The organism is Sporosarcina sp. AD_1 (genome assembly GCF_057373025.1).
In genome coordinates, this window is sequence record NZ_JBPVIR010000002.1 from 157,170 (window position 1) to 181,457 (window position 24,288).

Sequence of the window (24,288 nt, forward strand, 5' to 3'; positions counted from 1 at the left end):
TTCTTTAGGAAAAGCAAGCGGGAACTCTCTGTGCTTTTAGAAGGTTGCCCGCAGATTAAAAGGCCAGCTTGGCCAGTAAGGTGGTTTTACATGGAAACCGTTATTGCGTTTATCGTCATTTTTGGATCGCTCGTCTTTTTTCATGAATTGGGGCACTTTTTATTTGCGAAAAAATCGGGCATCATGGTCCGGGAATTTGCAATCGGTTTTGGTCCTAAAATCTTTTATTCAAAAAAAGGTGAAACATTATATACGATCCGTCTGTTGCCGCTTGGCGGCTATGTGCGTATGGCTGGCCAGGATTTCGACACGGTTGAACTTCAGCCGGGCTACCGCGTCGGACTGCTTCTAAATGACAAAGATGAAGTAGAAAAGATTTATTTGAACCGCAATGTTTCGGATCCAAATATTATGTTCCTTGAAACGGAATCAGCCGACTTATCAGAGAAGCTTTATATCGAAGGTTATAATGATTCAGAGGAACTCGTCAGATTCCCGATTGCACGAAATGCTGTCATACTGGAGAAAGGGCAGGAAACATTAATTGCCCCATATGATCGGCAATTCGAATCTAAGCCGCTCGGCAGCCGGGCGATGACCATTTTTGCAGGTCCTTTGTTCAACTTTATCCTGTCTTTCTTCCTTTTCATTGCGATCGCTTTGCTGATTGGGGTTCCGACAAACGAACCGCGAATCAATGAAGTCTTACCGAATTCCGCAGCAGAAAGTGGCGGAATGCAAGCAGGAGACCTGGTGATCGGCATTAATGGGAAGAAGATTGAAAAATGGACAGCGTTTACCGATATCGTTCAAAAGAACCCGGGCAAGGAGCTCGAGCTCACTGTACTGCGTAATGGCCAGCAAGAGACTTTGCGTGTTACACCGTCTGTCATTGAAGACTCCGGAATGGAATTCGGCCAGCTCGGAGTAAGCACAGAGCCTGTTTATGAAAAAAGTGTGGGCAAGTCGGTTGTTTACGGAGCGGAGCAGACATATTACTGGATCAAACGGATATTTGAGCTGCTAGGTCAGCTCGTAACGGGGAAATTCAGCATCGATGCGTTATCGGGACCCGTCGGTATTTATAAAACGACCGAATCCGTCGCACAATTCGGGATTTACAGCCTGATGAATTTTGCAGCAATCTTGAGCATTAATCTCGGTATCATGAACTTGCTTCCTTTGCCGGCTCTAGACGGCGGACGGCTGCTGTTCTTCCTGTTCGAAGGGCTACGCGGCAAACCAGTCGATAAACAGAAGGAAGGCATGGTTCATTTTGTCGGCATCATGCTTCTGATGGTTCTCATGCTCGTCGTAACTTGGAACGATATCCAGAAATTTTTCTTCAACTGATATCGAAAGTGGTGGAGTCTCGGATTTCCGGGACTCCATTACTCGCTTATAGAGCAACTTGCATTTATTGACCAAACAAGCGATTTATTGGAACAAGACAACTCAAAGTTATTGGTGAAAAGGTGGGGTACAATGAAACAATCACGAACGTTCATACCGACAATGAGGCAAACACCTGCTGACATCGATGCCATTTCACATCAGCTGTTAGTAAAAGCAGGCTATATCCGTACGAATGCAAGTGGTGTTTTTACATTTCTGCCTTTAGCCCAAAAGGTATTACGCAAGATCGAAAATGTAATTCATGAAGAAATGGAAAAGATAGAGGCTGCAGAAATGGTTATGCCGATCCTGCAACATCTTGACGAGGCCCTTGGTGATGATGATTTTACTCTGCAAGATCACCAAGGGAGGGGGTATGCTCTTCGTTCGTCTGACGAAAATTCAATCACTGCACTCATTCAGGATCATATTGCCTCCTACAAGCAGCTCCCTGTAACGCTTTATCAAATTCAAAAGCAGTTTCGAGATATTCAGCGTCCGAGATTCGGGTTGCTGCAAAGCAGGGAATTCGTTTCGCTGGACGCTTACTCCTTTCATGCGGAACATACTAGTTTGCATGACATGTATGAGCAATTTAATCAGGCATACTCAAACATTTTCACTAGATTGGGATTGAACTACAGAGTAGTGAATGCCCAAATAAAGGTGGATGCGGAACAGGGCAGTTCCCTTGAATTCATTGCGATGTCACCCATAGGAGACGATATTATTGCTTACAGTGATTCCTCTTCTTATGCTGCAAGTTTAGAATGGGCAGAAACGAAGCCTGAAGAACAGACGGGTGAGATTCGGATGAAGGAGATGGAAAGAGTCGCTACGCCGAATGTGCATACAGTACGTGAAGTGGCCGATTTCCTTCAAGTTCTGCCATCCCATATTATTAAAACATTACTTTATACAATTGATGACGAAATGGTAGCCGTGCTATGCAGAGGAGATCACGAAATTAATGATCGGAAATTGAAACATCATATGCAGGCCATGCGAGTCAGTCTGGCCACACCGGAGGAAGTGCAGCATCTTTTTTCGGCTGAACCGGGATCAATCGGCCCAGTCAAACTGCCAGTTGGTGTGAAAGTTATCGCGGATCTGGCAGTCGGCTCGATCGTTAATGGTGTTTGTGGAGCCAATGAGACAGGCTTCCATTTCATGCATGCGAATCCGGAGAGGGACTTTGCGGTCGATTCGTACTTAGATTTGCGTTTTGTCCAGGAAGGCGATCCCTCTCCTGATGGATTAGGAACCATCCAATTTGCCAAAGGAATAAAAATTGGCCGTATCTCCAAAGAAGGAATAGCAACAAGCCAACTTGCCAAAGCCGAGTTTCAAAACAACGAAGGTGAATTCCAGCCTTATCTCTTGGGCGCCTATCACATCGGTGTATCGCGCTTGCTTGCTGCACTCGTCGAACAATTTCATGATGATAATGGAATAAAATGGCCAAAGCAGCTTGCTCCATTTGACATCCATTTACTCACCGTAAATGACGAGGATGAGACACAGCATCAATTGTCTGAAGAACTTTACTATCTCTTGAGAACCTATCGATACGAAGTATTGTATGATGATCGGCAAGAACGGCCCGGTGTGAAATTTGCAGATGCCGATCTGATCGGTGTTCCGATTCGCCTGACCGTTGGAAAGAGAGCAGCAGAAGGAATAATTGAAATCAAGTTCCGCGAGACAGGAGAAACAGTAGAATGGCAGAAGGAAGAAGTGACGGAAAAATTGCAGTCGTTCTTCCATGTTTGATTCGTCACAAGGGAAGGTTGCGAAACAGCACTTCCCTTGTTTTCGACTGGCCGAATTAGTTGAGGTTCCGGATCGTCTTTCTACATAATAAGAAGTGGATAAGGAATATACTGTCGGAAGCACTAGAACTAGAGAGTCAAAAAAGCATGCTGTGTCAATTCATGGATTGGACAGGCACATCTAGAAAGCCACTAGGTAGGAATCGATTGTTTGCTGGCGGTTTCCTTTTACGTTTTGCTTCATGCATAACAAGATGCAGGCAGAAAGGAGGATGTCCCATGGACGGAAAAATGAAATTGATGACTTTGTTGCAACAAATTAATATGACCGACGATCAGTTTGTCGTGCATTTTGAGAATGCCACGTTAGAGCGATTGGCGATTCATAAAAAATCGAGAATATGGCGGTTTGAAATTGTAAATGACCAGCCATTGCCGATTGCTGTCTACAAAACTTTCAAACAGCGTGTAATGGATGCTTTTGCATCGATTGCGACAATTCAGCTCCACGTTACATGCCGAGAGAGAAGGATGGATCAAGAGCTGATCACCAGCTATTGGCCGTTGATTCTGGAAGAAATACAAGATATGTCGCCTCCGATTCGGGAGCGCCTCAGCAATCAACGTCCAGAAGTCAAAGGAGAAAAGCTCATGCTCGGTTCGGGTACTGAGTTTGAAATGCAGACATTGAAGAATAAATACGCAAAATTGCTAGCGGACGTCTATGGCACTTTCGGGTTTCCTTCCCTGTTATTCGATTTTCATTTGCAAGAAGAAAACAAGGAGGAAGAAGAAGCGCGCCTCGCATTCATGGCAGCCCGGCAAGCGGAAGAAGAGGCTTATGCCCTGAAAGCGCTGGCTTCTATGCAAGAACGTGACACGACTAAGAAGGACAGCCCTGAAAACAACAGGCCGTTTATCCTTGGTGTGCCAATCAAACCGGATGAACCGATCCTTGACATTAAGACCATACAAGACGAAGAACGCCGCGTAACAATCGAAGGGTACGTGTTTGATGCCGAAGTGAGAGAGCTTCGAAGCGGACGTTCATTGCTGACAATTAAAGTAACAGATTACACCGATTCCATCCTCGTCAAAATGTTCTCCAGGGACAATGAGGATGCCGAATTGATGAAAACGATGAAAAAAGGCGCGTGGGTCCGGGCGAGAGGAAGTATACAAAATGATACGTTTGTGCGGGATCTGATCATGATGGCACAAGATATCATGGAAGTTCCGCCCCTTGTCAGAAAGGACAAAGCGCCTGACGATCGTAAACGGATTGAATTGCATGCCCATACGAATATGAGCCAAATGGATGGAGTAACATCCGCCTCCGCACTCGTAGCCCAGGCAGCGAAATGGGGTCATCCTGCTGTTGCCATAACGGATCACGCCAATGTCCAATCGTTCCCTGAAGCGTATTCGGCCGGGAAAAAGCATGGCATTAAAGTCCTCTTCGGTTTGGAGGCCAATTTGGTCGATGATGGGGTTCCAATCGTATATGATGAACAGCATCGCAAGCTGGAAGACGATACATATGTTGTGTTTGACGTGGAAACAACAGGACTTTCTGCTGTATATGACACAATCATCGAACTCGCTGCGGTAAGAGTGCAGAATGGTGAAATTACCGAACGGTTTGAACGATTTGCCAATCCGCATCATCCGTTGTCTTCTACGACAACAGAATTGACGGGAATTACAGATGACATGGTGAAAGATGCACCGGAAGTGGAAGAAGTTATCCGTGACTTCAAAGCGTTTATCGGGGATTCCATACTCGTTGCGCATAATGCCTCTTTCGATATGGGCTTCTTTTATGAAGCGAGCAAAAAGTCAGGTGTCCATGACAAGAACTATCCAGTTATCGATACGCTGGAACTGGCCCGCTTCCTGTATCCGGAATTACGAAATCATCGGCTCAACACCTTGGCCAAGAAATTCGATATTGAATTGACACAGCATCACCGTGCCATCTATGACACGGAGGCAACAGCATACTTATTCGTGAAGCTTATGAAGGATGCCGCTGAAAAAGGAATTGAGTGGCTCGACGACTTCAATAAGAACATCGGAGAAGGGGACGCCTATAAGCGATCCCGGCCATCCCATTGCACCTTGTTAGTTGCCAACGATACAGGCTTGAAAAATTTGTTCAAACTCGTTTCCTACTCGCATCTTAACTATTTCTATCGGGTGCCCCGGATTCCACGCTCGCTATTGTTGAAACACCGTGAAGGCCTGCTGGTCGGATCCGGCTGTGATAAGGGAGAGGTTTTTGAAGGGCTGATGCAGAAGTCGCTTGAAGAAGTAGAGGAAATCGCAAAGTTTTATGATTACCTTGAACTGCATCCGAAGCCGGTGTATTCCCATTTGGTCGAACTGGAATTGATCCGCGATGAATGGAATATGGAAGACATCATGCGGAAAATGATTAAATTGGGCAAAAAGACGGGCCTTCCGGTTTGTGCGACAGGAAATGTGCATTACATTGACGAAAACGATGGGATGTATCGGCAGGTTCTTGTTCGTTCCCAAGGCGGCGCAAATCCATTAAACCGCCACTCCTTGCCGGCGGTCCACTTCAGGACGACGAATGAAATGCTTGAAGAGTTTTCTTTCCTGGGTGATGAGATAGCCCAGCAGATCGTTATTGATAATCCTAAGGCCATAATGGAACGCATTGGGGACGTAAAGGTTATTAAAGACGATCTCTATCCGCCTGCTATTGAAGGGGCAGATGAGGAAGTACGCCAGCTAACATACGATATGGCCCATAAAATATATGGTGAAGAGCTCCCTGAAATTATTGAGGCGCGAATAGAGAAGGAATTGACTTCGATTATCGGTAATGGATTTGCGGTAATTTATCTTATTTCACATAAACTGGTTAAGAAATCATTGGATGACGGGTACCTGGTCGGTTCCCGTGGATCGGTCGGTTCTTCTCTAGTAGCGACCATGATGGAAATCACAGAAGTGAATCCGATGCCGCCGCACTATATTTGTCCGTCTTGTAAAACTTCCGAGTTCTTTGATGACGGATCGGTCGGGTCTGGTTTTGACTTGCCGGATAAAGCCTGCCCGTCGTGTGGAACGATGTTCAAAAAAGATGGCCAGGATATTCCGTTTGAAACGTTCCTCGGATTCAACGGTGACAAAGTTCCCGACATCGATTTGAACTTTAGTGGAGAATACCAAGCGCATGCACATAATTATACAAAGGTGCTATTTGGTGAGGATTATGTGTATCGTGCCGGTACAATCGGAACGGTTGCCGAAAAAACTGCATATGGGTATGTCAGAGGTTATATGAACGACAATAATCTTCACCTCCGCGGTGCCGAAATCGATCGCCTTGTGCAAGGCTGTACCGGTGTAAAACGTAATACGGGGCAGCACCCGGGCGGAATCATTGTTGTGCCGGACCATATGGAGATTTTCGATTTCACGCCAATCCAGTATCCTGCTGATGATACAGGCTCGAGCTGGCGGACAACGCATTTCGACTTCCACTCCATTGATAACAACTTGTTGAAACTGGATATTCTCGGGCACGATGATCCGACGATGATCAAGATGCTGGAGGATTTATCAGGCATCGACCCGAAAACGATACCGCCGGATGACAAAGGGGTTATGGCACTCTTCAGCGGCACTTCGTCACTCGGCGTCACGGAAGAGCAGATCGACTGCAAGACAGGGACACTTGGCGTGCCGGAGTTTGGTACCCGATTTGTTCGACAAATGTTGGAAGAGACGAAGCCGTCGACATTTTCAGAGCTCATTCAAATTTCCGGCCTGTCGCATGGTACGGATGTATGGCTCGGCAATGCACAAGAGTTAATTCAAAATAAAATCTGTGAATTGTCTGATGTAATCGGCTGCCGTGATGATATTATGGTGTACTTGATTTACCAGGGGCTGGAACCGTCCATCGCCTTTAAGATCATGGAATCGGTGCGGAAGGGGAAAGGGCTGACGCCTGAATTCGAAGCGGAAATGAAAGCGAATAACGTGCCGGATTGGTATATCGATTCATGCAAGAAAATCAAGTACATGTTCCCGAAAGCCCATGCGGCCGCCTACGTTCTCATGGCGCTCCGAATTGCCTATTTCAAGGTGCATCACCCGATCATGTATTATGCAGCGTACTTTACGGTTCGTGCGACTGATTATGACCTGGTGACCATGACCAAGGGACCGGCTTCTATCCGTGCGAAAATCAAAGAGATTAACGACAAGGGATTGGAAGCCTCGCCGAAAGAGAAAAGCTTATTGACCGTGTTGGAAATTTCACTTGAAATGTGTGAAAGAGGATTTTCCTTCGCGAAACCAGATCTGTACAAGTCAGATGCCACGGATTTCATTATCGAGGATAATAAACTCATCCCGCCGTTCAACTCAATTCCTTCGCTCGGGACGAACGTCGCCAAAATGATTGTTGAAGCCCGAAAAGATGGGATTTTCCTTTCGAAAGAGGATTTACAGCAGCGAGGGAGAGTATCGAAGACAGTCGTGGAATACATGGATACCCTTGGTTGTTTGGAAGGGATGCCAGACACGAACCAGCTGTCACTGTTTTAATTTGCAGACAGGAAAGCGCGTTACAATTCACCAGCCATGCACATTATTTGCATAGAAGTGCACCAGGTGGTATAATTGTAGCAACTTTTGCTATAAGTCTCGCGTAAAAAGAGTGGGGTTTCCCGCTCTTTTCTGTTGTCTATACTTATTTTACCTCGCTCGGCTGAATTTGACCTATCCATGTATCAGGTACAAAAGCCGGAGAGTCGGCAGGTGCGCCGGGGCGATAGCGATTAGAATTCACGTTCGGGAGGTTTAAAATGAGTAAAATAACAGAAGAAGTCGAACAGCTTGTCAAGCCGATTGTAGAGGATTTCAAATTGGAGCTGATCGATGTCGAGTTTGTGAAAGAAGGAAAAGACTGGTTTTTACGTGTCTATATTGATACCCCAGAAGGGAATATCGATATCGAACAATGTGCGCTCGTCAGTGAAAGGCTGAGCGAAGAGTTGGACCGGACCGATCCAATCCCACAAAACTATTTCCTTGAAGTTTCTTCACCCGGGGCTGAGCGTCCTCTCAAAAAAGAAGAGGATTTTCAAAGAGCTGTCGGCCAATATGTGTTCGTGAAAACATACGAGCCGGTGAATGGCATGAAAGAGTTTGAAGGCTATCTGCTTTCATACACTCCCGAAAAAGTGGAGATCCAAATGCGAATAAAAACGAGAAAACTAACAGTGGAAATTGAAAAGGAAAAGATTGCATTCGCACGTCTGGCGATCGATTTTTCTGCATAATTGAATTTAGGGGAGTGAAGAACAATGAGTAGTGATCTACTCGATGCACTGACAGCTCTTGAGAAACAGAAAGGCATTTCAAGGGATGTATTAGTGGAAGCAATTGAAGCGGCACTTGTGACTGCTTATAAACGCAATTTTAACCAAGCGCAAAATGTCCGGGTTGACTTGAACCTTGAAAAAGGGACGATGAAAGTCTACTCCCGCAAAGATGTTGTGGAAGAAGTCGAAGACGAAAGACTTGAAATTGCGCTGGAAGATGCACATATGATCAACCCTGCTTATGAAATCGGCGATATTGTCGAGGAAGAAGTGACGCCGCGTGATTTCGGTCGAATTGCAGCGCAAACAGCGAAACAAGTTGTCACGCAGCGTGTCCGTGAAGCGGAACGCGGGTTAATCTACGATGAGTATGTGGACCGTGAAGATGATATTGTCAACGGAATTGTAGAACGGCTTGATCAGCGTAATATTTATGTTGGGCTAGGCAAAGTGGAGGCTGTCCTTCCTGTAGCAGAGCAGATTCAATCGGAATCCTACCAGCCCCATGACCGGATCAAAGTCTACATCACAAAAGTGGAACGCACATCACGCGGTCCACAAGTATTCGTATCCCGTACACATCCGGGATTGCTTCGCAGACTTTTTGAAATGGAAGTGCCTGAAATCTATGACGGCACAGTGGAAATCAAATCCATCGCACGGGAAGCAGGAGACCGCTCGAAAATTTCGGTCCATACGAATAACGAAGAAGTCGATCCTGTCGGCTCATGCGTAGGATCAAGAGGCGCCCGCGTCCAATCCATTTCAAACGAATTGAACGGCGAGAAAATCGATATCGTCGAGTGGTCTGAAGACCCTGTTGTGTTCGTTGCGAATGCATTGAGCCCTTCAAAAGTGCTGGATGTCCAAGTGAATGAAGAAGAGAAATCCACAACTGTTGTCGTTCCTGACTATCAATTGTCTCTTGCAATCGGGAAGAGAGGTCAAAATGCCCGTCTAGCAGCTAAGCTGACTGGCTGGAAAATTGATATCAAGAGTGAAACAGATGCACGAGAAATGGGAATCTATCCTTCTATCGGCCAAAACATCTTATTCCAAGAAGAAGTGGACGTATATAGCGCGGAAGAAGATGGCGACGATGTGTATAACGATGATCCATACAGCATGGAAGAGCCGGAAACGGACGAAACGATCGATTTATACGCAGATACAAATGATGACAATTGATATGGGAGGCTGACTTCTCATGACGAATAATCGTAAAGTGCCTTTGCGCAAATGTGCGGCGACTGGAGACATGTTTCCTAAAAAGGAAATGATCCGGATCGTACGTACGAAGGAAGGCGAAGTCTCGGTCGATTTGACCGGAAAGAAATCAGGTAGAGGCACCTATGTGTCGAAGACGGAATCCGCTGTTGAGGCGGCACGCCGTAACCATTCAATTGAAAAGCAATTGGGCGTGGCAGTCCCTGAGCAGGTCTATGAGGATTTACTGCATGCCATTCGCCGAGAGGCTCTAAAATGAGTCACTCAGCGGCCATCTATCAAACATTGGGCATGGCGGCACGGGCCAGGAAAATCGTCACAGGCGAAGAGCTGGTCGTACGTGAAATCAGAAGCGGCAAAGCCAAACTGGTGATCGTGTCGAATGATGCTTCAAAGAATACAATGAAAAAAATTACGGATAAATGTAATTCTTATAACGTTGAGAAGCATGTCCTAGGTTCCAGAGAAGAACTCGGGCATGCTATCGGTAAAGAGTCGCGGGTCGTTCTCGCGTTAACGGATGCCGGTTTTGCCGGGAAACTATCCGGGCTCCTCAACGAATCTAACCGGGGGTGGGCTAATGACGAAGATACGTGTACACGAATACGCGAAGAAAGTGAATCGGACGAGTAAAGAAGTGATTGAGGAATTAGGAAAAATTAATGTGAATGTTTCCAATCACATGTCTATGCTGGATCATGATGCAACTGTTAAATTGGATGCGAAGTTCGGCAAAAAGAATGAAGGACAGCCTGCAAATGGCGCTCCTGCAAGAAATAAGCAGCCGAACGCACAGCGTCCTGCAAACCGAGGCGATCAAAAGCAGGGCCGCAACTCAAATGAGAACCGGTCAGGCCAACGCACCGGTTCGAATGGCCAAGGAAGACCAAACCAAGGCCAGAACCAAAACCAAAACCAAAGTCAAAACCAGAATCAAAATAAACCTCGTCAAGGTCAAGGCGGTCCGCAACGCCCGGCCGGCCAAGGTAACGGCAATAAACAAGGCCAAGGCCAAGCTAGACCAGGCGGCCAAGGCGGCCAAGGTGGCAATCGTCCGCAATCCGGCCAGCAGCGTCCGAATAACCAGGGCGGAGGCAATCGTACTCAAGGTCAAGGCGGCAACCGCAACCAGGCGCAAGGCGGCCAGGGCGGCCAGGGTGGCAATCGCCAAGGCGGCAGAGGCGGTCGTCCACCAGCAAAAGGTATCAACCAAGGAAGACGGAGATACCGTCCAACGACTCCGATGCCAAAGGTTGAAAAACCATTGCCGGAGAAAATTACGTTCTATGAATCGCTTTCTGTTGGCGAGCTAGCACAAAAATTAGGCAAGGAACCATCTGAAATCATTAAGAAGTTATTCATGCTTGGGGTAATGGCAACTATTAACCAAGAGCTGGATAAGGATGCAATCGAATTGATCTGCGCAGACTATGGTGTGGGGGTTGAGGAAGAAATCCGCATCGATGTGACGGATCTAGAAATTTACTTTGAAGAAAATGAGGAAGTGGAATCCGGTGAAACGGAACGCCCTCCTGTCGTTACAATCATGGGGCACGTCGACCATGGTAAAACAACATTATTGGACTCTATCCGGGATACGAAAGTGACACAGGGAGAAGCGGGAGGCATCACGCAGCATATTGGTGCTTACCAAATCGAGGAAGCAGGGAAGAAAATTACATTCCTTGATACTCCTGGTCACGAAGCCTTCACAACGATGCGTGCACGCGGTGCCAGCGTGACGGATATAACAATCCTTGTTGTTGCAGCGGATGACGGCGTTATGCCTCAAACCATTGAGGCGATCAACCATGCTAAAGCTGCCGAAGTTCCAATCATCGTCGCAGTAAATAAAATGGATAAGCCAAGTGCTAACCCGGATCGTGTTATGCAAGAGCTTACCGAGCATGGCCTCGTCGCGGAAGATTGGGGAGGCGACACAATCTTCGTTCCAATTTCTGCTTTAAAAGGCGAAGGAATTGAACAGTTGCTTGAAATGGTTCTCCTTGTCTCTGAGGTGGCAGAATTGAAAGCAAATCCTGGAATCCGTGCGCGTGGTTCAGTCATCGAAGCTCAATTGGATCGTGGACGCGGCTCTGTTGCAACCTTACTAGTACAAAATGGTACGTTGCGTGTAGGAGATCCAATTGTTGTCGGAAATACATTCGGCCGTGTTCGGGCGATGATTAATGATGTAGGACGCCGGGTAAAAGAAGCGGGACCATCGACTCCAGTCGAAATTACTGGCTTGAACGATGTACCGCAGGCAGGTGACCGTTTTGTCGTCTTCGAAGACGAGAAGACAGCCCGTCAAATCGGGGAGTCGAGAGCGGGAGACGCGCTTCAAGAGCAGCGTGTTGAAAAAACGCGTGTTACACTCGATAACTTATTCGATCAAATGAAACAAGGCGAAATGAAAGAGCTTAACCTAATTGTCAAAGCGGACGTCCAAGGTACGGTCGAAGCAATGGCGGCTTCATTGATGAAAATCGATGTAGAAGGGGTTAACGTCAAGATCATCCATACGGGTGCAGGTGCTATTAATGAATCTGACATTTCACTTGCTGCGGCATCCAATGCCATCGTCATCGGATTTAATGTCCGTCCTGACGTCAATGCGAAGCGTGCAGCGGAAGAGGAAGGCGTCGACATTCGATTGCACCGCGTCATTTATAAAGTGATCGAGGAAATCGAAGCAGCCATGAAAGGTATGCTGGATCCGGAATATGTGGAAAAAGTCATTGGTCAGGCAGAAGTGCGTGAGACTTTCAAAGTATCGAAAATCGGAACGATTGCCGGCAGCTATGTCATTGACGGCAAAATCACAAGAGATTCTGGTGTACGTATTGTCCGTGACAACATTGTTGTCTTTGAAGGTGAATTGGACACATTGAAACGCTTCAAGGACGATGTGAAAGAAGTTGCGAAAGGCTACGAATGCGGTATTACGATTAAGAACTTTAATGACATTAAAGAAGGCGACATCATCGAAGCCTACGTAATGGAGGAAGTCAAACGGGTATGATTGTCTATGCGGAATGTTCATTCTTCATTCCTGACATCAGCTCGCTGAAGGGAAAGCGCTCTGTCCTGCAACGCATGATGGAACGTGTGAAAAATGATTTCAATGTATCCGTCGCAGAAGTAGATTATCAAGATCTATGGCAGCGGACGGTCATTGCACTCGTTTGTGTCGCTTCAGCAAAAGAACCTGCAGAGGGAGAAGTCAGGAGAGCCATACGTTTCTTGGAATCCAATCCGGAATGGGAACTGACAGATCTTCAGCTGGAATACTATTGAATTTAGAATCGGGGTGAGCGTGCATGACAATGCGATCGAACCGAGTTGCTGAGCAGATGAAGAAGGAACTTGGCGAAATCATCGGCCAAAAATTGAAGGATCCGAGAATCGGATTTGTGACTGTCACAGACGTCGATGTTACTGGTGATCTTCAACAAGCGACTGTATTCATCTCTGTACTAGGCAGCGATTATAAAAAGGAAGAAACGTTAAAAGGTCTTTCTAAAGCAAAGGGATTCATTCGTTCGGAGATCGGACAGAGGATCCGGCTACGGAAAACACCTGAAATCGAATTTGCGTTTGACGATTCTGTAGAATACGGAAATCGGATTGAATCTTTGCTCCGCCAAGTGCGGGATGACGAACAATAATTGAGTGGAGGAAGTCGTCGCCATTGAGGCTTTCGACTTCCTCTATTTACTACATACGAGCTGTTGGCGAGGAGGAACGTCATGGATGGAATTCTTCCATTGTGGAAAGAAAAAGGGATGACGTCTCATGACTGCGTATTTAAATTGCGCAAAATACTGGGCATGAAGCGGATCGGCCATACGGGAACGCTGGATCCGAGTGTGGAAGGCGTCCTTCCTATTTGTCTTGGACAGGCGACGAAAGTGGCCGAATATATTACAGATGCCGGGAAGGAATATATTGCTGAGGTGAGTATCGGCTCCTCAACGGAAACAGAGGACGCAGACGGAGAGAAAGTAGCAGTGGACAGCTCTTTTAAATCCATTTCAAGAGCATCCGTAGAGCACGCCTTGAAGCAACTGACCGGTGAGATTACCCAGGTGCCCCCGATGTATTCTGCCGTCAAGGTGAATGGCCGCAGACTGTATGAATATGCCCGAAAAGGTCTTGAAGTGGAACGACCCGAGCGGAGAGTCATGATATATGACATTGAACTGCTGGATGAACGTGCGCAATTTCACGGGGAAGAGATTACATTCATGATTAAGGTTGCATGCGGAAAGGGTACGTATATTCGTACACTTGCTGTTCAGATCGGCGAGCTGCTCGGATATCCCGCTCATATGTCTTCACTCGTGCGTACCATGTCGGGAACTTTTACAAAGTCTGAATGTTTGACGCTGGAAGAGACGAGAGAACAATTCCTCAAAGGGTCGCTTGATGCATTCATCAGACCTCTTGAAGATGCCTTGGCTGAGTTTCCTACTGTTGAACTGGATGCCGGCTTGCTCGGCAATATTAGGAACGGTCAAGTATTACAGCGCATAGCATTGCTTGAAGATCATGAGAGAGTTGTTTTTACGTATGAAGGAAAAGCTGTGGCCGTCTATAAAAATCATCCGGCAAAAGCCGGCATGATGAAACCGGAAAAGATGTTTGCTTTTCAATCGTAATACCTATCCAGAAAGGAGGATCGAAATGGAAATCTTTGAGTTGGACTATCCTAACAATACAGCAGTAGACGGGCAGGATGAATACTCCTTAGCCATCGGTTTTTTTGATGGTCTGCACAAAGGACATCAGCAGGTCATTGAGAGTGCGGTTCAAAAAGCAAAGGAACTAGGTATCCGTTCTGCAGTCATGACATTCAATCCACATCCATCCCATCTTTTTGGCAAAGGGAATGATAAAGTCGGTTACATAACACCTTATGAAGAAAAAGTGAAAGTGCTGGAAACTTTGGGGGTAGACACCTTATTCATCGTCCGATTTGATTGGGAATTGGCATCCTTATCACCTGAGCAATTTGTAAATATTTTCATAAAAGGTTTACATGTCAAACATGTCACGGCCGGATTTGATTTCACATTTGGCTCAAAAGGCGCCGGAACGATGGAGCATATGGCTCTTCTCTCCGAAGGCTCATATGGCACTACAGTAATCGAAAGAGTGGAAGAGGCGAACGAGAAAATCTCTTCTACCCGCATACGAACACTGCTTGCGGAAGGAAATGTCGAAAAGACGGCGGAATTGCTTGGGCGTCCTTTCCGTACAACAGGGAAAGTGATCCATGGTGAAAAGAGGGGACGGCTTCTAGGTTTCCCGACTGCCAATATTGAAACAGACGAAGAAACGATCCTGCCTAAAAATGGGGTATATGCTGTATTTTTTACCGTTCAATCAGAGAAACACCTTGGCGTTTGCAATGTCGGCATTAAGCCCACCTTTAAAAATCCTGGTGAAATGAAACCGCTTATTGAAGTGCATGTGTTAGATTTTGATGGCGATTTATATGATCAGGTTGGCTCGGTCGATTGGATTGCTGCGATTCGCAATGAACAAAAATTTGCTTCTGTCGACGAACTAGTCGCGCAAATAGGGCGGGATAAGGAAACGGCACGCAAGTTATTGGGAAACATCACAACCTGATCAGATGTGCCTACGAAAATCAACATGTGCTCGCAGTCATTCCTTTGTAATAGATGTTGAATGATATCATAGAGTGTAGACAAAAGGAGACCTTTCTCCTTTCTGTTCTTGCTTATTTCAAGCAACAGTTGACGCTTGCCTTGTCCGACTGGACAGTTTCTTCAAATTCATGGCAGCAAAAGTCAGCATCGCCTGCATGGACAATTTTTTTAATAACCTAAGTGTCGCCCATCTCATACCATGCTTTTCTTTCGCATCGGCATAACACATTCAATCGTCTCTTTGCGCTTTCTTGTCAGAAAGGGCAGGAAGCAAGCTTCTGATTTTCAAGCAGAAAGTTTGCGATTGCCGGTGTTTTATAAGCAGCATCGGCAGCGACGGCAACCGGTCGTCATGTTCGTTTCAATCTCTTTCATCGTTTGACGCATGGATCGGATGCCGAAGGTATTTTGGATGAATGTCTTCTGAATCAGTACAATGATGCTTGGCCTGCCCACTGTCGAGTATAAATCTTCTACCAATGGATAGATGAACGAAAAGTCTACGGCCGCATCTAGTTTACTGATCAGTTGGTTCTGCGGCACCAATTGTTAAATGGTTAGCATTTCTAGCTGTCCACGCTCGTTAATTTGATTTTTTGTCATCATATCCATCACCTCATCTATTTTACCGGAGAATCTGTTGATTGGAGCGGAGCTGGCGACTCCAGCGGGAACAGCACGAGCTGAAGACCCTGGACGGAGCGCAGCGAAGGAAGCGGCTGAAGCCGAGCCCGCGGAAAGCGTCCAGCGCAGCGGAAATCAACATTTTCTTATAGTCTTTTTATAGTAAATGTAAAAAGACTGTAAGCAAACTCCTAAATTTCTCGAAGTTTGTCTACAGTCTGAGATGTTAAATGACATCATTTACCGTGCTCAACTAGTTGAAAGTTGCATATATGATGCCGCCGTGATATGATGAATCAGTGCCTAGTAGCACAAACCGTTCCTTGGCAAATCGAATCACCAACGATTGCTCGGGATTTGGGGATATTCTTTATTAATTAGGAGGTGAAAAGGATGGCAATTACACAAGAACGTAAACATGAATTGATCAACGAATACAAAGTTCATGAAAACGATACAGGATCTGCTGAAGTACAGATCGCTATCCTTACAGAAGAGATCAACAACTTGAACAGCCATTTGCGTACGCATAAAAAGGATCACCACTCTCGTCGTGGCCTTTACAAAATGGTCGGTACACGCCGTAGACTTCTTAAGTATCTGCGCGAAACTGATGTTCAACGGTACCGTGATCTTATTGCAAAACTCGGCCTTCGCCGTTAATAAGACAAATACGAAAAGCGGGCCTTGCCCGCTTTTTTCTATGAAAAATAAACTTCCATGGAGGCGGACAGATTGTGATACCCGTTATCCAGTCTGCATCCCCCTGCTTTTACAATATTATTTTAAATACTTCGCATAACGTTTCCTTTTTTGATACACTACTACTTAATACATACTACGTATGAACTTTTATTGTTACATTAGAAAGGGGTTCCATTCATGACAGAACAGAAAAAGGTATACACCCTCGATTGGGCGGGAAGACCGCTCACAATCGAAACCGGCCAGCTTGCAAAGCAGGCGAATGGTGCAGTGCTCGTCAGATACGGTGAAACAACTGTACTTTCGACAGCAACAGCATCGAAAAATCCAAAAGCACTTGATTTCTTCCCATTGACTGTCAATTATGAAGAACGTTTATATGCGGTCGGTAAAATTCCAGGAGGCTTTATCAAGCGGGAAGGACGCCCGTCCGAAAAAGCGGTTTTGACAAGCCGTCTGATTGACCGTCCGATTCGTCCATTATTTGCGGATGGATTCCGTAACGATGTACAAGTCATCTCCCTTGTCATGTCAGTCGATCAAAATTGCTCCTCTGAAATGGCAGCGATGCTAGGCTCCTCGCTCGCATTGTCCATTTCGGACATTCCGTTTGAAGGTCCGATCGCCGGTGTCCATATTGGACGCCTCAATGGGGAATTCATTATCAACCCGACGCCTGAACAACTGGAAGCGAGTGAGCTCGATCTAGTTGTTGCCGGGACAAAAGATGCCATTAACATGGTAGAAGCCGGAGCGAAAGAAGTCTCGGAAGATATTATCTTAGAAGCAATCATGTTCGGCCACGAAGAAATCAAGAAATTGATCGAATTCCAAGAAAAAATTGTCGCTGAAGTCGGCAAGCAAAAGATGGAGATCGAACTTTTTGAGCTAGACGAGCAATTGATGGCTGTCGTTAAGGAAAAATGCGAAAAAGATCTGATCAGCGCGATCCAAACGGAAGAGAAACACGCTAGAGAAGATGCCATTAACGAAGTGAAAGCTCGTGTCATTGACGAGTATACGGAAAATGAAGCGGACGATGAGACACTAAAACAAGTGAAAAATATTTTGGAAAAGCTCATCAAGGACGAAGTACGCCGTCTCATTACAGACGAAAAAATCCGTCCGGACGGCCGGAAACTGGATGAAATCCGTCCATTGTCTTCAGAAGTCGGCATTCTTCAAAGAACGCATGGCTCTGGGCTATTCACACGCGGACAGACACAGGCATTGAGTGTTTGTACACTTGGCGCACTTGGCGAAGTTCAGATTATAGACGGGCTTGGCCTGGAAGAATCCAAGCGTTTCATGCACCATTACAACTTCCCTAATTTCAGCGTAGGGGAAACGGGACCAATCCGCGGACCGGGCCGCCGGGAAATCGGACACGGAGCGCTGGGTGAACGGGCATTAGAAGCAGTTATTCCAGACGAAAAAGAATTCCCTTATACCATCCGTTTGGTTGCGGAAGTCCTTGAATCGAATGGTTCCTCTTCTCAGGCATCCATTTGTGCATCGACAATGGCCATGATGGATGCAGGCATTCCAATTAAAGCGCCAGTTGCGGGTATTGCCATGGGATTGGTTAAGAAGGATGACAACTACTCGATACTATCCGACATCCAAGGGATGGAAGACCATCTTGGAGATATGGACTTTAAAGTGGCAGGAACCGAAAAAGGAATTACTGCATTGCAGATGGACATTAAAATTGAAGGCCTTTCCAAACAGATTTTGGAGGAAGCATTGGCACAAGCCAAAATTGGCCGTAATGCGATTTTAAATCATATGCTATCGACGATTTCTGTACCGCGTGGCGAGCTTTCCAAATATGCGCCGAAAATCATTATGATCCGCATTAATCCGGATAAAATCCGTGATGTTATCGGACCTGGCGGTAAAGTCATCAACAAAATCATTGAAGAGACTCACGTCAAGATTGATACGGAACAGGATGGAACTATCTATATTTCTTCGCCTGATTCAGAAATGAATGAGAAAGCGAAGAAAATGATCGAGGATATCGTCAGAGAAGCGAAAGTCGGAGAATATTACATGGGTAAAGTGAAACGGATTGAAAAGTTCGGTGCTTTCCTAGAAATCTTCCCTGGCAAAGACGGCTTGCTGCACATCTCAGAGATTCAGGAAGAGAGAACAAAAGCAGTTGAGGACGTTCTGAAGCTTGGCGATGAATTGCTCGTGAAAGTAATTGAAATTGACAACCAAGGCAGGGTCAATCTGTCCCGCAAAGTCGTTTTGAAAGAAGAGAAAGAGCGGGAAGCTGCACAAAACCCTACAACTGAATCATAATAATACAATACGGAAAGCCCCATCCTGCATAGTGTGAGATGGCGGCTTTTTGTTCTGTCACAGGAGGAACTTATGCTTGAAAAATATACTTGCCCGAACGGGGTTCGCATCGTTTACGAAAAGCTTCCGCATGTCCGTTCTGCTGCAATTGGTATCTGGGTGAAGGCTGGATCCATGCATGAAGATGAATCAGAAGCGGGATTGGCGCATTTTATTGAACATATGCTGTTTAAAGGAACTGCGCAGCGCAGTGCTCGGGACATCGCGGAACAATTTGATTTGATGGGTGGGGACATTAATGCCTTCACATCGAAAGAGATGACTTGCTATTTTACAACTGTTTTAGGACATCACGCCGAAAAGGCAGTTACAGTCCTTGCAGATATGTTTTTCAATTCCTCCTTTGATCCGGAAGAAATCGAGAAGGAGAAAATGGTCATTTACGAGGAAATCGCTTCAGTCGAAGACACGCCTGAAGAGGATGTCGACGAACTATTATGGTCCGATATGTTTGCCGGGCATCCTATCGGCCGGACTGTCGGCGGGAAGGAAGAGACGATCCGGAAGTTTACGAGGGAGAAAATCCAAAAGTTCTTGAATGCTCATTACGTACCCGAGAATATTGTCATCTCAATAGCAGGAAATTATGATGATGGCTTGCTGCAGACGGTTATTGAACTTTTCGGGTCCTATACAAGTAAGCAGAGCACATTTGTGCCTGCCATGACGGAAACACCGCTCTTTCAATCCGCTGCCAGAAAGAAAGTGAAAGATATTGAACAAGCGCATTTTTGCATCGGTTTTCCCGGTTTGACGATCCGGGACCCACAGCTTCATGATCTCATTTTGCTGGACAGTATCATTGGTGGGACGATGTCATCTAGGCTATTTCAAGAAATCAGGGAAGAGAGAGGGTTGGCGTACTCGGTTTATTCCTATTATTCCGCTTACGAATCAACAGGCGCTTTTGTCGTATACGGTGGAACCTCGCCAGAACGCCTGGAAGAAGCGATGGAGACAGTCGAAGATATCCTCTGCGACATCGCTGACAATGGAATCTCCGAGCGGGAGCTGCTGAATGCGAAAGAGCAGTTGAAGGGGAGCTTTTTGCTTGGCCTGGAGAGTACCGAGGCAATTATGCATCGGAATGGGAAGCAGGAACTGATTCTGGAGGACCATAAATCGATTGATGAAGTCGTCAGGTTAATTGACGAGGTGACAGTGGGAAAGGTGAATGCTATGGCACAGAAGCTGCTTAAGGGTGAAAGAGCCGTATCCATTCTGGGACCGCAAATGATTTTAGAAAGTCGATAATTTTATAGAAAATCCCTTTTCCCGGCAGTTTTTTCTGGGTGGACTCATATGATAGAGGGAATATGCGGAAAGGGGAGAGAAAATGTTACTGTCAGAGCTCGCCCAGAAAGAATTGATCCAGGTGGAAGAAGGAATTCGTTACGGCTTTTTAGCTGAGACTGATATGATTTTCAATAAAAAGACAGGAGAAATCCTTGGTTTTGAAATTAGGAAGAAATTTGGCCGGAATCCCTTCAAGAATCGGGATCAACAACCGGCTGAATTCATTCCTTGGAGTGAAATCGTGTTAATTGGCGAAAATCGTATTCTTTTTGGAAAAACGCATCATCTGGGGGATTTCGATATTGAAGACTATGCATAAAGAGAAGTGGCTGTTTATTGGCAGTGACCGCAGATTGGAAATTTGCAGCAAGCTTTTCGAAGGGATGGGCATTCCATCCGCCTATTTCAATTCGAATGCATATAGCGAAGAATTAGGCCAGCTGATCGCGTCGTTTCAGCCGGGACATATCGTTTTTCCAATATTAGAGATGCAAGGGAACATACCGCCGGAATTGTTGGAGACCGGGACAAAGCTATATGTTGGCGTGGCTTCGGACCGATGGGTCGACAATTATCAATCGAGTGGTTACCAGGTCGTCAGATATTTGCAGGAAGAGCTGTTCATTTGGGAAAATGCGATTCTCACTGCTGAAGGGTTTCTTCGTGAGTATTACAACGACTCAAATCGTTGCATCAATGGAAAGCGCTTTTATGTCACAGGGTTTGGCAAAGTCGGAAAGATGACAGCCAAAGCGATCCAAGCCTTAGGAGGAAAAGTGACTGTCGTTGCAAGGTCCGAAGCGCAATTGAGCGAAGCCGTCTCGTTAGGGTATTCCATTCAATCCATCCAGAAAGACTTTAGTGAAGAGGATACAGTTCTTGTGAACACCATTCCCGCACAATGGCTATTCCTGCAAAACCATTCACCGCTCCGTGTCTATGACTTAGCGTCCGCACCGGGGTGCCTAAAGCCCGGTTCTTTTGCTGAATACTATACAATACACCTTGGGTTGCCCGGGAAACATTTCCCGGATGATGCCGCGCAAGTATTGGCAGAAGCACTCCTAAGGATGGAATAGCGGACGAAAGGGGAATTGGATGCTGGAAGGTAAAAGGATCGGTTTAGGGATTACCGCTTCGCACTGCACCTATGATCAAATCCTGCCGGTCATAAAGGAACTGCAAGATGCTGGAGCGACAGTCGTTCCGGTGATCACTCACTCGGTATTGACTGCCGCCACCCGGTTTGGAACGGGTGAGGAATGGATTCAGCGAATTGAAGAGGCAACCGGTGAGAAAGTGATTTCGACAATAGTGGGAGCTGAACCATTCGGTCCCTCGTCACCGGTCGACTGCATGATTATTGCTCCGATGACTGGAAACTCAATTAGCAAGCTTGCGAATGCTGCGACAGACTCACCAGTTTTAATGGCAGCCAAAGCTACATTGCGCAATGGATCTCCCGTATTGCTAGGAATTTCAACGAATGATGCGCTCGGATTGAATGGAATGAATATCATGAAGCTGCTGAATACAAAAAATATCTATTTTATCCCGTTCGGACAGGATGACCCGCATAAGAAACCGAACTCGTTAATCTCCGATTTCACTCTCATGGTTCCCGCCACAGCCGCAGCACTTGAAAAAAGACAGCTGCAGCCATTATTAATTATTCACGAGAAAAAATAAAAATTCACTACCGAAATATTTTAAATATGATATAATTCCTCCAATGAATTGATAAGGATGAATGGATGAAAGCGGGTGCGTGCCTTCCTATTGGTTATTTCTGTATATAGGATGCATGCAACTCTGATCCCAATCCTTTTTTCGAAAGGGAGATAGAGATGACAAAGAAGAATATTGCAATAGTCGGAGCAACGGGAGCAGTTGGAACAAAAATTCTTGAAAAGCTGGTGGAACGGAATTTTCCTATGCAATCCGTTAAGCTATTGGCTTCAGCAAGATCAGCAGGTACTGAGATCAAAGTGGGAGACCAAATATATATCGTAAAGGAAACTGTACCGGAGTCCTTCGAGTCAGTGGACATCGCGTTTTTCAGTGCAGGTGGATCTGTTTCGCAAAAATTCGCCAAAGAAGCGGTTGCCCGCGGGGCGGTCGTTATCGATAATACGAGTGCGTTCCGTATGGATCCTGAAACGCCACTTGTCGTTCCAGAAGTAAACCCGCAGACATTGCATCATCATCAAGGTATCATTGCTAATCCGAACTGCTCAACGATCCAAATGGTCGCTGCACTTCAGCCGATTCGGGAAAAGTTCGGATTAAAGCGGATTATTGTCTCGACATACCAGGCGGTTTCCGGTGCAGGTGCGGAAGCGATCGATGAGTTACAGGAACAAAGTCTTCAATTTAACGATAGAAAAAACATTGAAGCGGCCATATTGCCATCTGCATCAGCAGAGAAGCATTATCCGATCGCGTTTAATGCCATTCCACAAATCGATATGTTCGGCGATGCTGGGTATACGCTGGAAGAATGGAAAATGATGAACGAAACGAAAAAGATCTTCGGTGACGATTCCATTGCAGTGTCTGCCACTTGCGTCCGGCTTCCGGTAGTCTCTGGCCACTCCGAATCAGTTTATATCGAAGTTGATAAAGAAGGGGTCACTGTAGAAGATCTTCACCAGGCAATGGCTGGCGCTCCTGGAGTTACCTTGCAGGATGACCCGTCCACTCAGCTTTATCCGATGCCTCTCTTTGCGGAGGATGCGGATGATGTATTCGTCGGGCGAGTTAGAAAAGATCCGAACGAGGCAAAAGGTTTTCATATGTGGATTGTCTCTGATAACTTGCTGAAGGGCGCGGCATTAAATTCTGTGCAAATCGCCGAAAAGTTATTGGAGCGCTAAGCAATCAGTTTTCCATTATCTGCAGCCTATTCGTAACAAGATGGATAACCAGGGTATTACGAATAAAGGGATGGTCAGAATGGAACTTGGACAAATTGGAACAGCGATGGTCACTCCTTTTTCACAAGCAGGGGACATCGATTACGAAAGAACTGAAAAATTGATCGAGCATTTGATCCAGAGCGGCACAGATTCCCTCGTCGTTTGTGGGACAACGGGTGAATCGCCTACATTAACACATGGAGAAAAGGCAGATCTGCTGAAATTTTCGATTGATATTGTGAAAAAGCGGATTCCTGTCATAGCAGGAACGGGAACGTTTAATACCGCGGAAACTGTGTATCTGACGAAACAAGCGGAACGATTGGGGGCGGATGGCATCATGCTCGTCGCCCCTTACTATAATAAACCTGATCAAAAAGGAATGTTCGCACACTTTTCCTATATTGCAACCGAAACATCCCTACCGATCATGCTGTATAATATTCCGGGACGGTCTGCTGTCAATATGCATGCCGCCACGGTTATTGAGTTATCAAAAATAAAAAATATCCGTGCTGTCAAAGAGGCAAGCGGGAGTCTTGATCAAATGGCCGAGATCATTTCCGGGACAGATGCAGGCTTCTCCGTTTATAGCGGTGATGATGCTCTGACGCTGCCGGTTCTTGCGATTGGCGGGAAAGGGATCATATCAGTCGCCTCCCATGTAGTGGGTCCTGAGATGCAAATGATGATCAACTCATTCAAGCAAGGAAATCAGGACCAGGCGGGGGCGATGCATCGTGCGCTCGTTCCGCTTTTCTCAGCCTTGTTTTCTGCCCCAAATCCGGTGCCTGTGAAGTATGCATTGCAAAAAATAGGCATTGAAACTGGAGGCGTCCGGCTGCCGCTTATGGAGTTTGGTGAAGATGCCAGACAATTCGACATTATCTGGGATGAGTTTAAGCAAAGTCAGAAACTATTCGTTTAACGA

At 46.1% G+C, this 24,288-nt stretch carries 20 protein-coding genes and 2 pseudogenes; 20 read left to right on the forward strand and 2 right to left on the reverse strand.

The window, feature by feature from the left end; translation table 11 throughout:
• The first annotated feature begins 90 nt into the window (after positions 1 to 90).
• From rseP to ACSW3C_RS04080, 12 genes are all read left to right on the forward strand, one after another.
• Positions 91 to 1,353, forward strand: coding sequence for an RIP metalloprotease RseP (gene rseP, locus ACSW3C_RS04025; protein WP_486561033.1), 1,263 nt, complete (start codon positions 91 to 93; stop codon positions 1,351 to 1,353).
• Positions 1,354 to 1,485: 132 nt separating this feature from the next.
• The gene (locus ACSW3C_RS04030) at positions 1,486 to 3,168 is read left to right on the forward strand and encodes a proline--tRNA ligase (RefSeq protein ID WP_486561034.1); all 1,683 of its coding nucleotides are present in this window, start codon (positions 1,486 to 1,488) and stop codon (positions 3,166 to 3,168) included.
• A 278-nt stretch (positions 3,169 to 3,446) separates the two neighbouring features.
• Complete coding sequence (locus tag ACSW3C_RS04035; RefSeq protein ID WP_486561035.1) at positions 3,447 to 7,757, forward strand: PolC-type DNA polymerase III; 4,311 nt, start codon at positions 3,447 to 3,449, stop codon at positions 7,755 to 7,757.
• A gap of 260 nt (positions 7,758 to 8,017) precedes the next feature.
• Complete coding sequence (rimP, locus tag ACSW3C_RS04040) at positions 8,018 to 8,494, forward strand: ribosome maturation factor RimP (RefSeq protein WP_486561036.1); 477 nt, start codon at positions 8,018 to 8,020, stop codon at positions 8,492 to 8,494.
• Positions 8,495 to 8,518: 24 nt separating this feature from the next.
• On the forward strand, positions 8,519 to 9,724 hold the full coding sequence (gene nusA, locus ACSW3C_RS04045; protein ID WP_486561037.1) for a transcription termination factor NusA: 1,206 nt from the start codon (positions 8,519 to 8,521) through the stop codon (positions 9,722 to 9,724).
• Positions 9,725 to 9,743: 19 nt separating this feature from the next.
• Positions 9,744 to 10,022 carry an RNase P modulator RnpM gene (rnpM, locus tag ACSW3C_RS04050; protein WP_238083996.1) on the forward strand — a complete coding sequence of 93 codons (279 nt, stop codon included), beginning with the start codon at positions 9,744 to 9,746 and terminating at the stop codon, positions 10,020 to 10,022.
• The gene (locus ACSW3C_RS04055) at positions 10,019 to 10,396 is read left to right on the forward strand and encodes a YlxQ family RNA-binding protein (RefSeq protein WP_486561038.1); all 378 of its coding nucleotides are present in this window, start codon (positions 10,019 to 10,021) and stop codon (positions 10,394 to 10,396) included. Before rnpM ends, ACSW3C_RS04055 begins: the two co-directional genes overlap by 4 nt.
• Positions 10,344 to 12,788, forward strand: a complete 2,445-nt coding sequence (gene infB / locus ACSW3C_RS04060) for a translation initiation factor IF-2 (RefSeq protein WP_486561039.1) — start codon at positions 10,344 to 10,346, stop codon at positions 12,786 to 12,788. The genes ACSW3C_RS04055 and infB overlap by 53 nt, the downstream gene beginning before the upstream one ends.
• On the forward strand, positions 12,785 to 13,063 hold the full coding sequence (locus ACSW3C_RS04065; RefSeq protein WP_238083987.1) for a DUF503 domain-containing protein: 279 nt from the start codon (positions 12,785 to 12,787) through the stop codon (positions 13,061 to 13,063). Before infB ends, ACSW3C_RS04065 begins: the two co-directional genes overlap by 4 nt.
• Before the next feature lie 23 nt (positions 13,064 to 13,086).
• Positions 13,087 to 13,434 (forward strand): 30S ribosome-binding factor RbfA, encoded by a 348-nt coding sequence (gene rbfA, locus ACSW3C_RS04070; protein WP_238083986.1) that lies wholly within the window; start codon positions 13,087 to 13,089, stop codon positions 13,432 to 13,434.
• 81 nt (positions 13,435 to 13,515) lie between these two features.
• Positions 13,516 to 14,427, forward strand: coding sequence for a tRNA pseudouridine(55) synthase TruB (gene truB / locus ACSW3C_RS04075; protein WP_486561040.1), 912 nt, complete (start codon positions 13,516 to 13,518; stop codon positions 14,425 to 14,427).
• Positions 14,428 to 14,452: 25 nt separating this feature from the next.
• Positions 14,453 to 15,403, forward strand: a complete 951-nt coding sequence (locus ACSW3C_RS04080; RefSeq protein WP_486561041.1) for a bifunctional riboflavin kinase/FAD synthetase — start codon at positions 14,453 to 14,455, stop codon at positions 15,401 to 15,403.
• Between the two features lie 117 nt (positions 15,404 to 15,520).
• Here the strand turns inward: ACSW3C_RS04080 and ACSW3C_RS04085 are convergent.
• Both ACSW3C_RS04085 and ACSW3C_RS04090 read right to left on the reverse strand, forming a co-directional pair.
• Positions 15,521 to 15,693, reverse strand: a pseudogene (locus tag ACSW3C_RS04085) (transposase); the annotation flags it as partial.
• A gap of 102 nt (positions 15,694 to 15,795) precedes the next feature.
• A pseudogene (locus ACSW3C_RS04090) lies at positions 15,796 to 15,990 on the reverse strand (transposase); the annotation flags it as partial.
• Between the two features lie 471 nt (positions 15,991 to 16,461).
• On the opposite strand from ACSW3C_RS04090, the gene rpsO reads away from it, so the two are divergent.
• The 8 genes from rpsO (at position 16,462) to dapA (ending at position 24,285) form a co-directional block, all read left to right on the forward strand.
• Positions 16,462 to 16,731, forward strand: coding sequence for a 30S ribosomal protein S15 (gene rpsO, locus ACSW3C_RS04095; RefSeq protein WP_207961988.1), 270 nt, complete (start codon positions 16,462 to 16,464; stop codon positions 16,729 to 16,731).
• A 219-nt stretch (positions 16,732 to 16,950) separates the two neighbouring features.
• Positions 16,951 to 19,083, forward strand: coding sequence for a polyribonucleotide nucleotidyltransferase (gene pnp / locus ACSW3C_RS04100; RefSeq protein ID WP_486561042.1), 2,133 nt, complete (start codon positions 16,951 to 16,953; stop codon positions 19,081 to 19,083).
• A gap of 72 nt (positions 19,084 to 19,155) precedes the next feature.
• On the forward strand, positions 19,156 to 20,397 hold the full coding sequence (locus ACSW3C_RS04105) for a M16 family metallopeptidase (protein WP_486561043.1): 1,242 nt from the start codon (positions 19,156 to 19,158) through the stop codon (positions 20,395 to 20,397).
• 82 nt (positions 20,398 to 20,479) lie between these two features.
• Positions 20,480 to 20,758, forward strand: a complete 279-nt coding sequence (locus ACSW3C_RS04110) for a YlmC/YmxH family sporulation protein (protein WP_248511205.1) — start codon at positions 20,480 to 20,482, stop codon at positions 20,756 to 20,758.
• Positions 20,751 to 21,518, forward strand: a complete 768-nt coding sequence (locus ACSW3C_RS04115; protein ID WP_486561497.1) for an NAD(P)-dependent oxidoreductase — start codon at positions 20,751 to 20,753, stop codon at positions 21,516 to 21,518. The genes ACSW3C_RS04110 and ACSW3C_RS04115 overlap by 8 nt, the downstream gene beginning before the upstream one ends.
• A 19-nt stretch (positions 21,519 to 21,537) precedes the next feature.
• Positions 21,538 to 22,128, forward strand: a complete 591-nt coding sequence (locus ACSW3C_RS04120; protein ID WP_486561044.1) for a dipicolinate synthase subunit B — start codon at positions 21,538 to 21,540, stop codon at positions 22,126 to 22,128.
• A gap of 158 nt (positions 22,129 to 22,286) precedes the next feature.
• Positions 22,287 to 23,315, forward strand: a complete 1,029-nt coding sequence (locus ACSW3C_RS04125) for an aspartate-semialdehyde dehydrogenase (protein WP_486561045.1) — start codon at positions 22,287 to 22,289, stop codon at positions 23,313 to 23,315.
• 79 nt (positions 23,316 to 23,394) lie between these two features.
• A complete protein-coding gene (gene dapA, locus ACSW3C_RS04130; protein ID WP_486561046.1) occupies positions 23,395 to 24,285 on the forward strand; it encodes a 4-hydroxy-tetrahydrodipicolinate synthase in 891 nt (296 codons plus the stop codon).
• Positions 24,286 to 24,288: the final 3 nt, after the last annotated feature.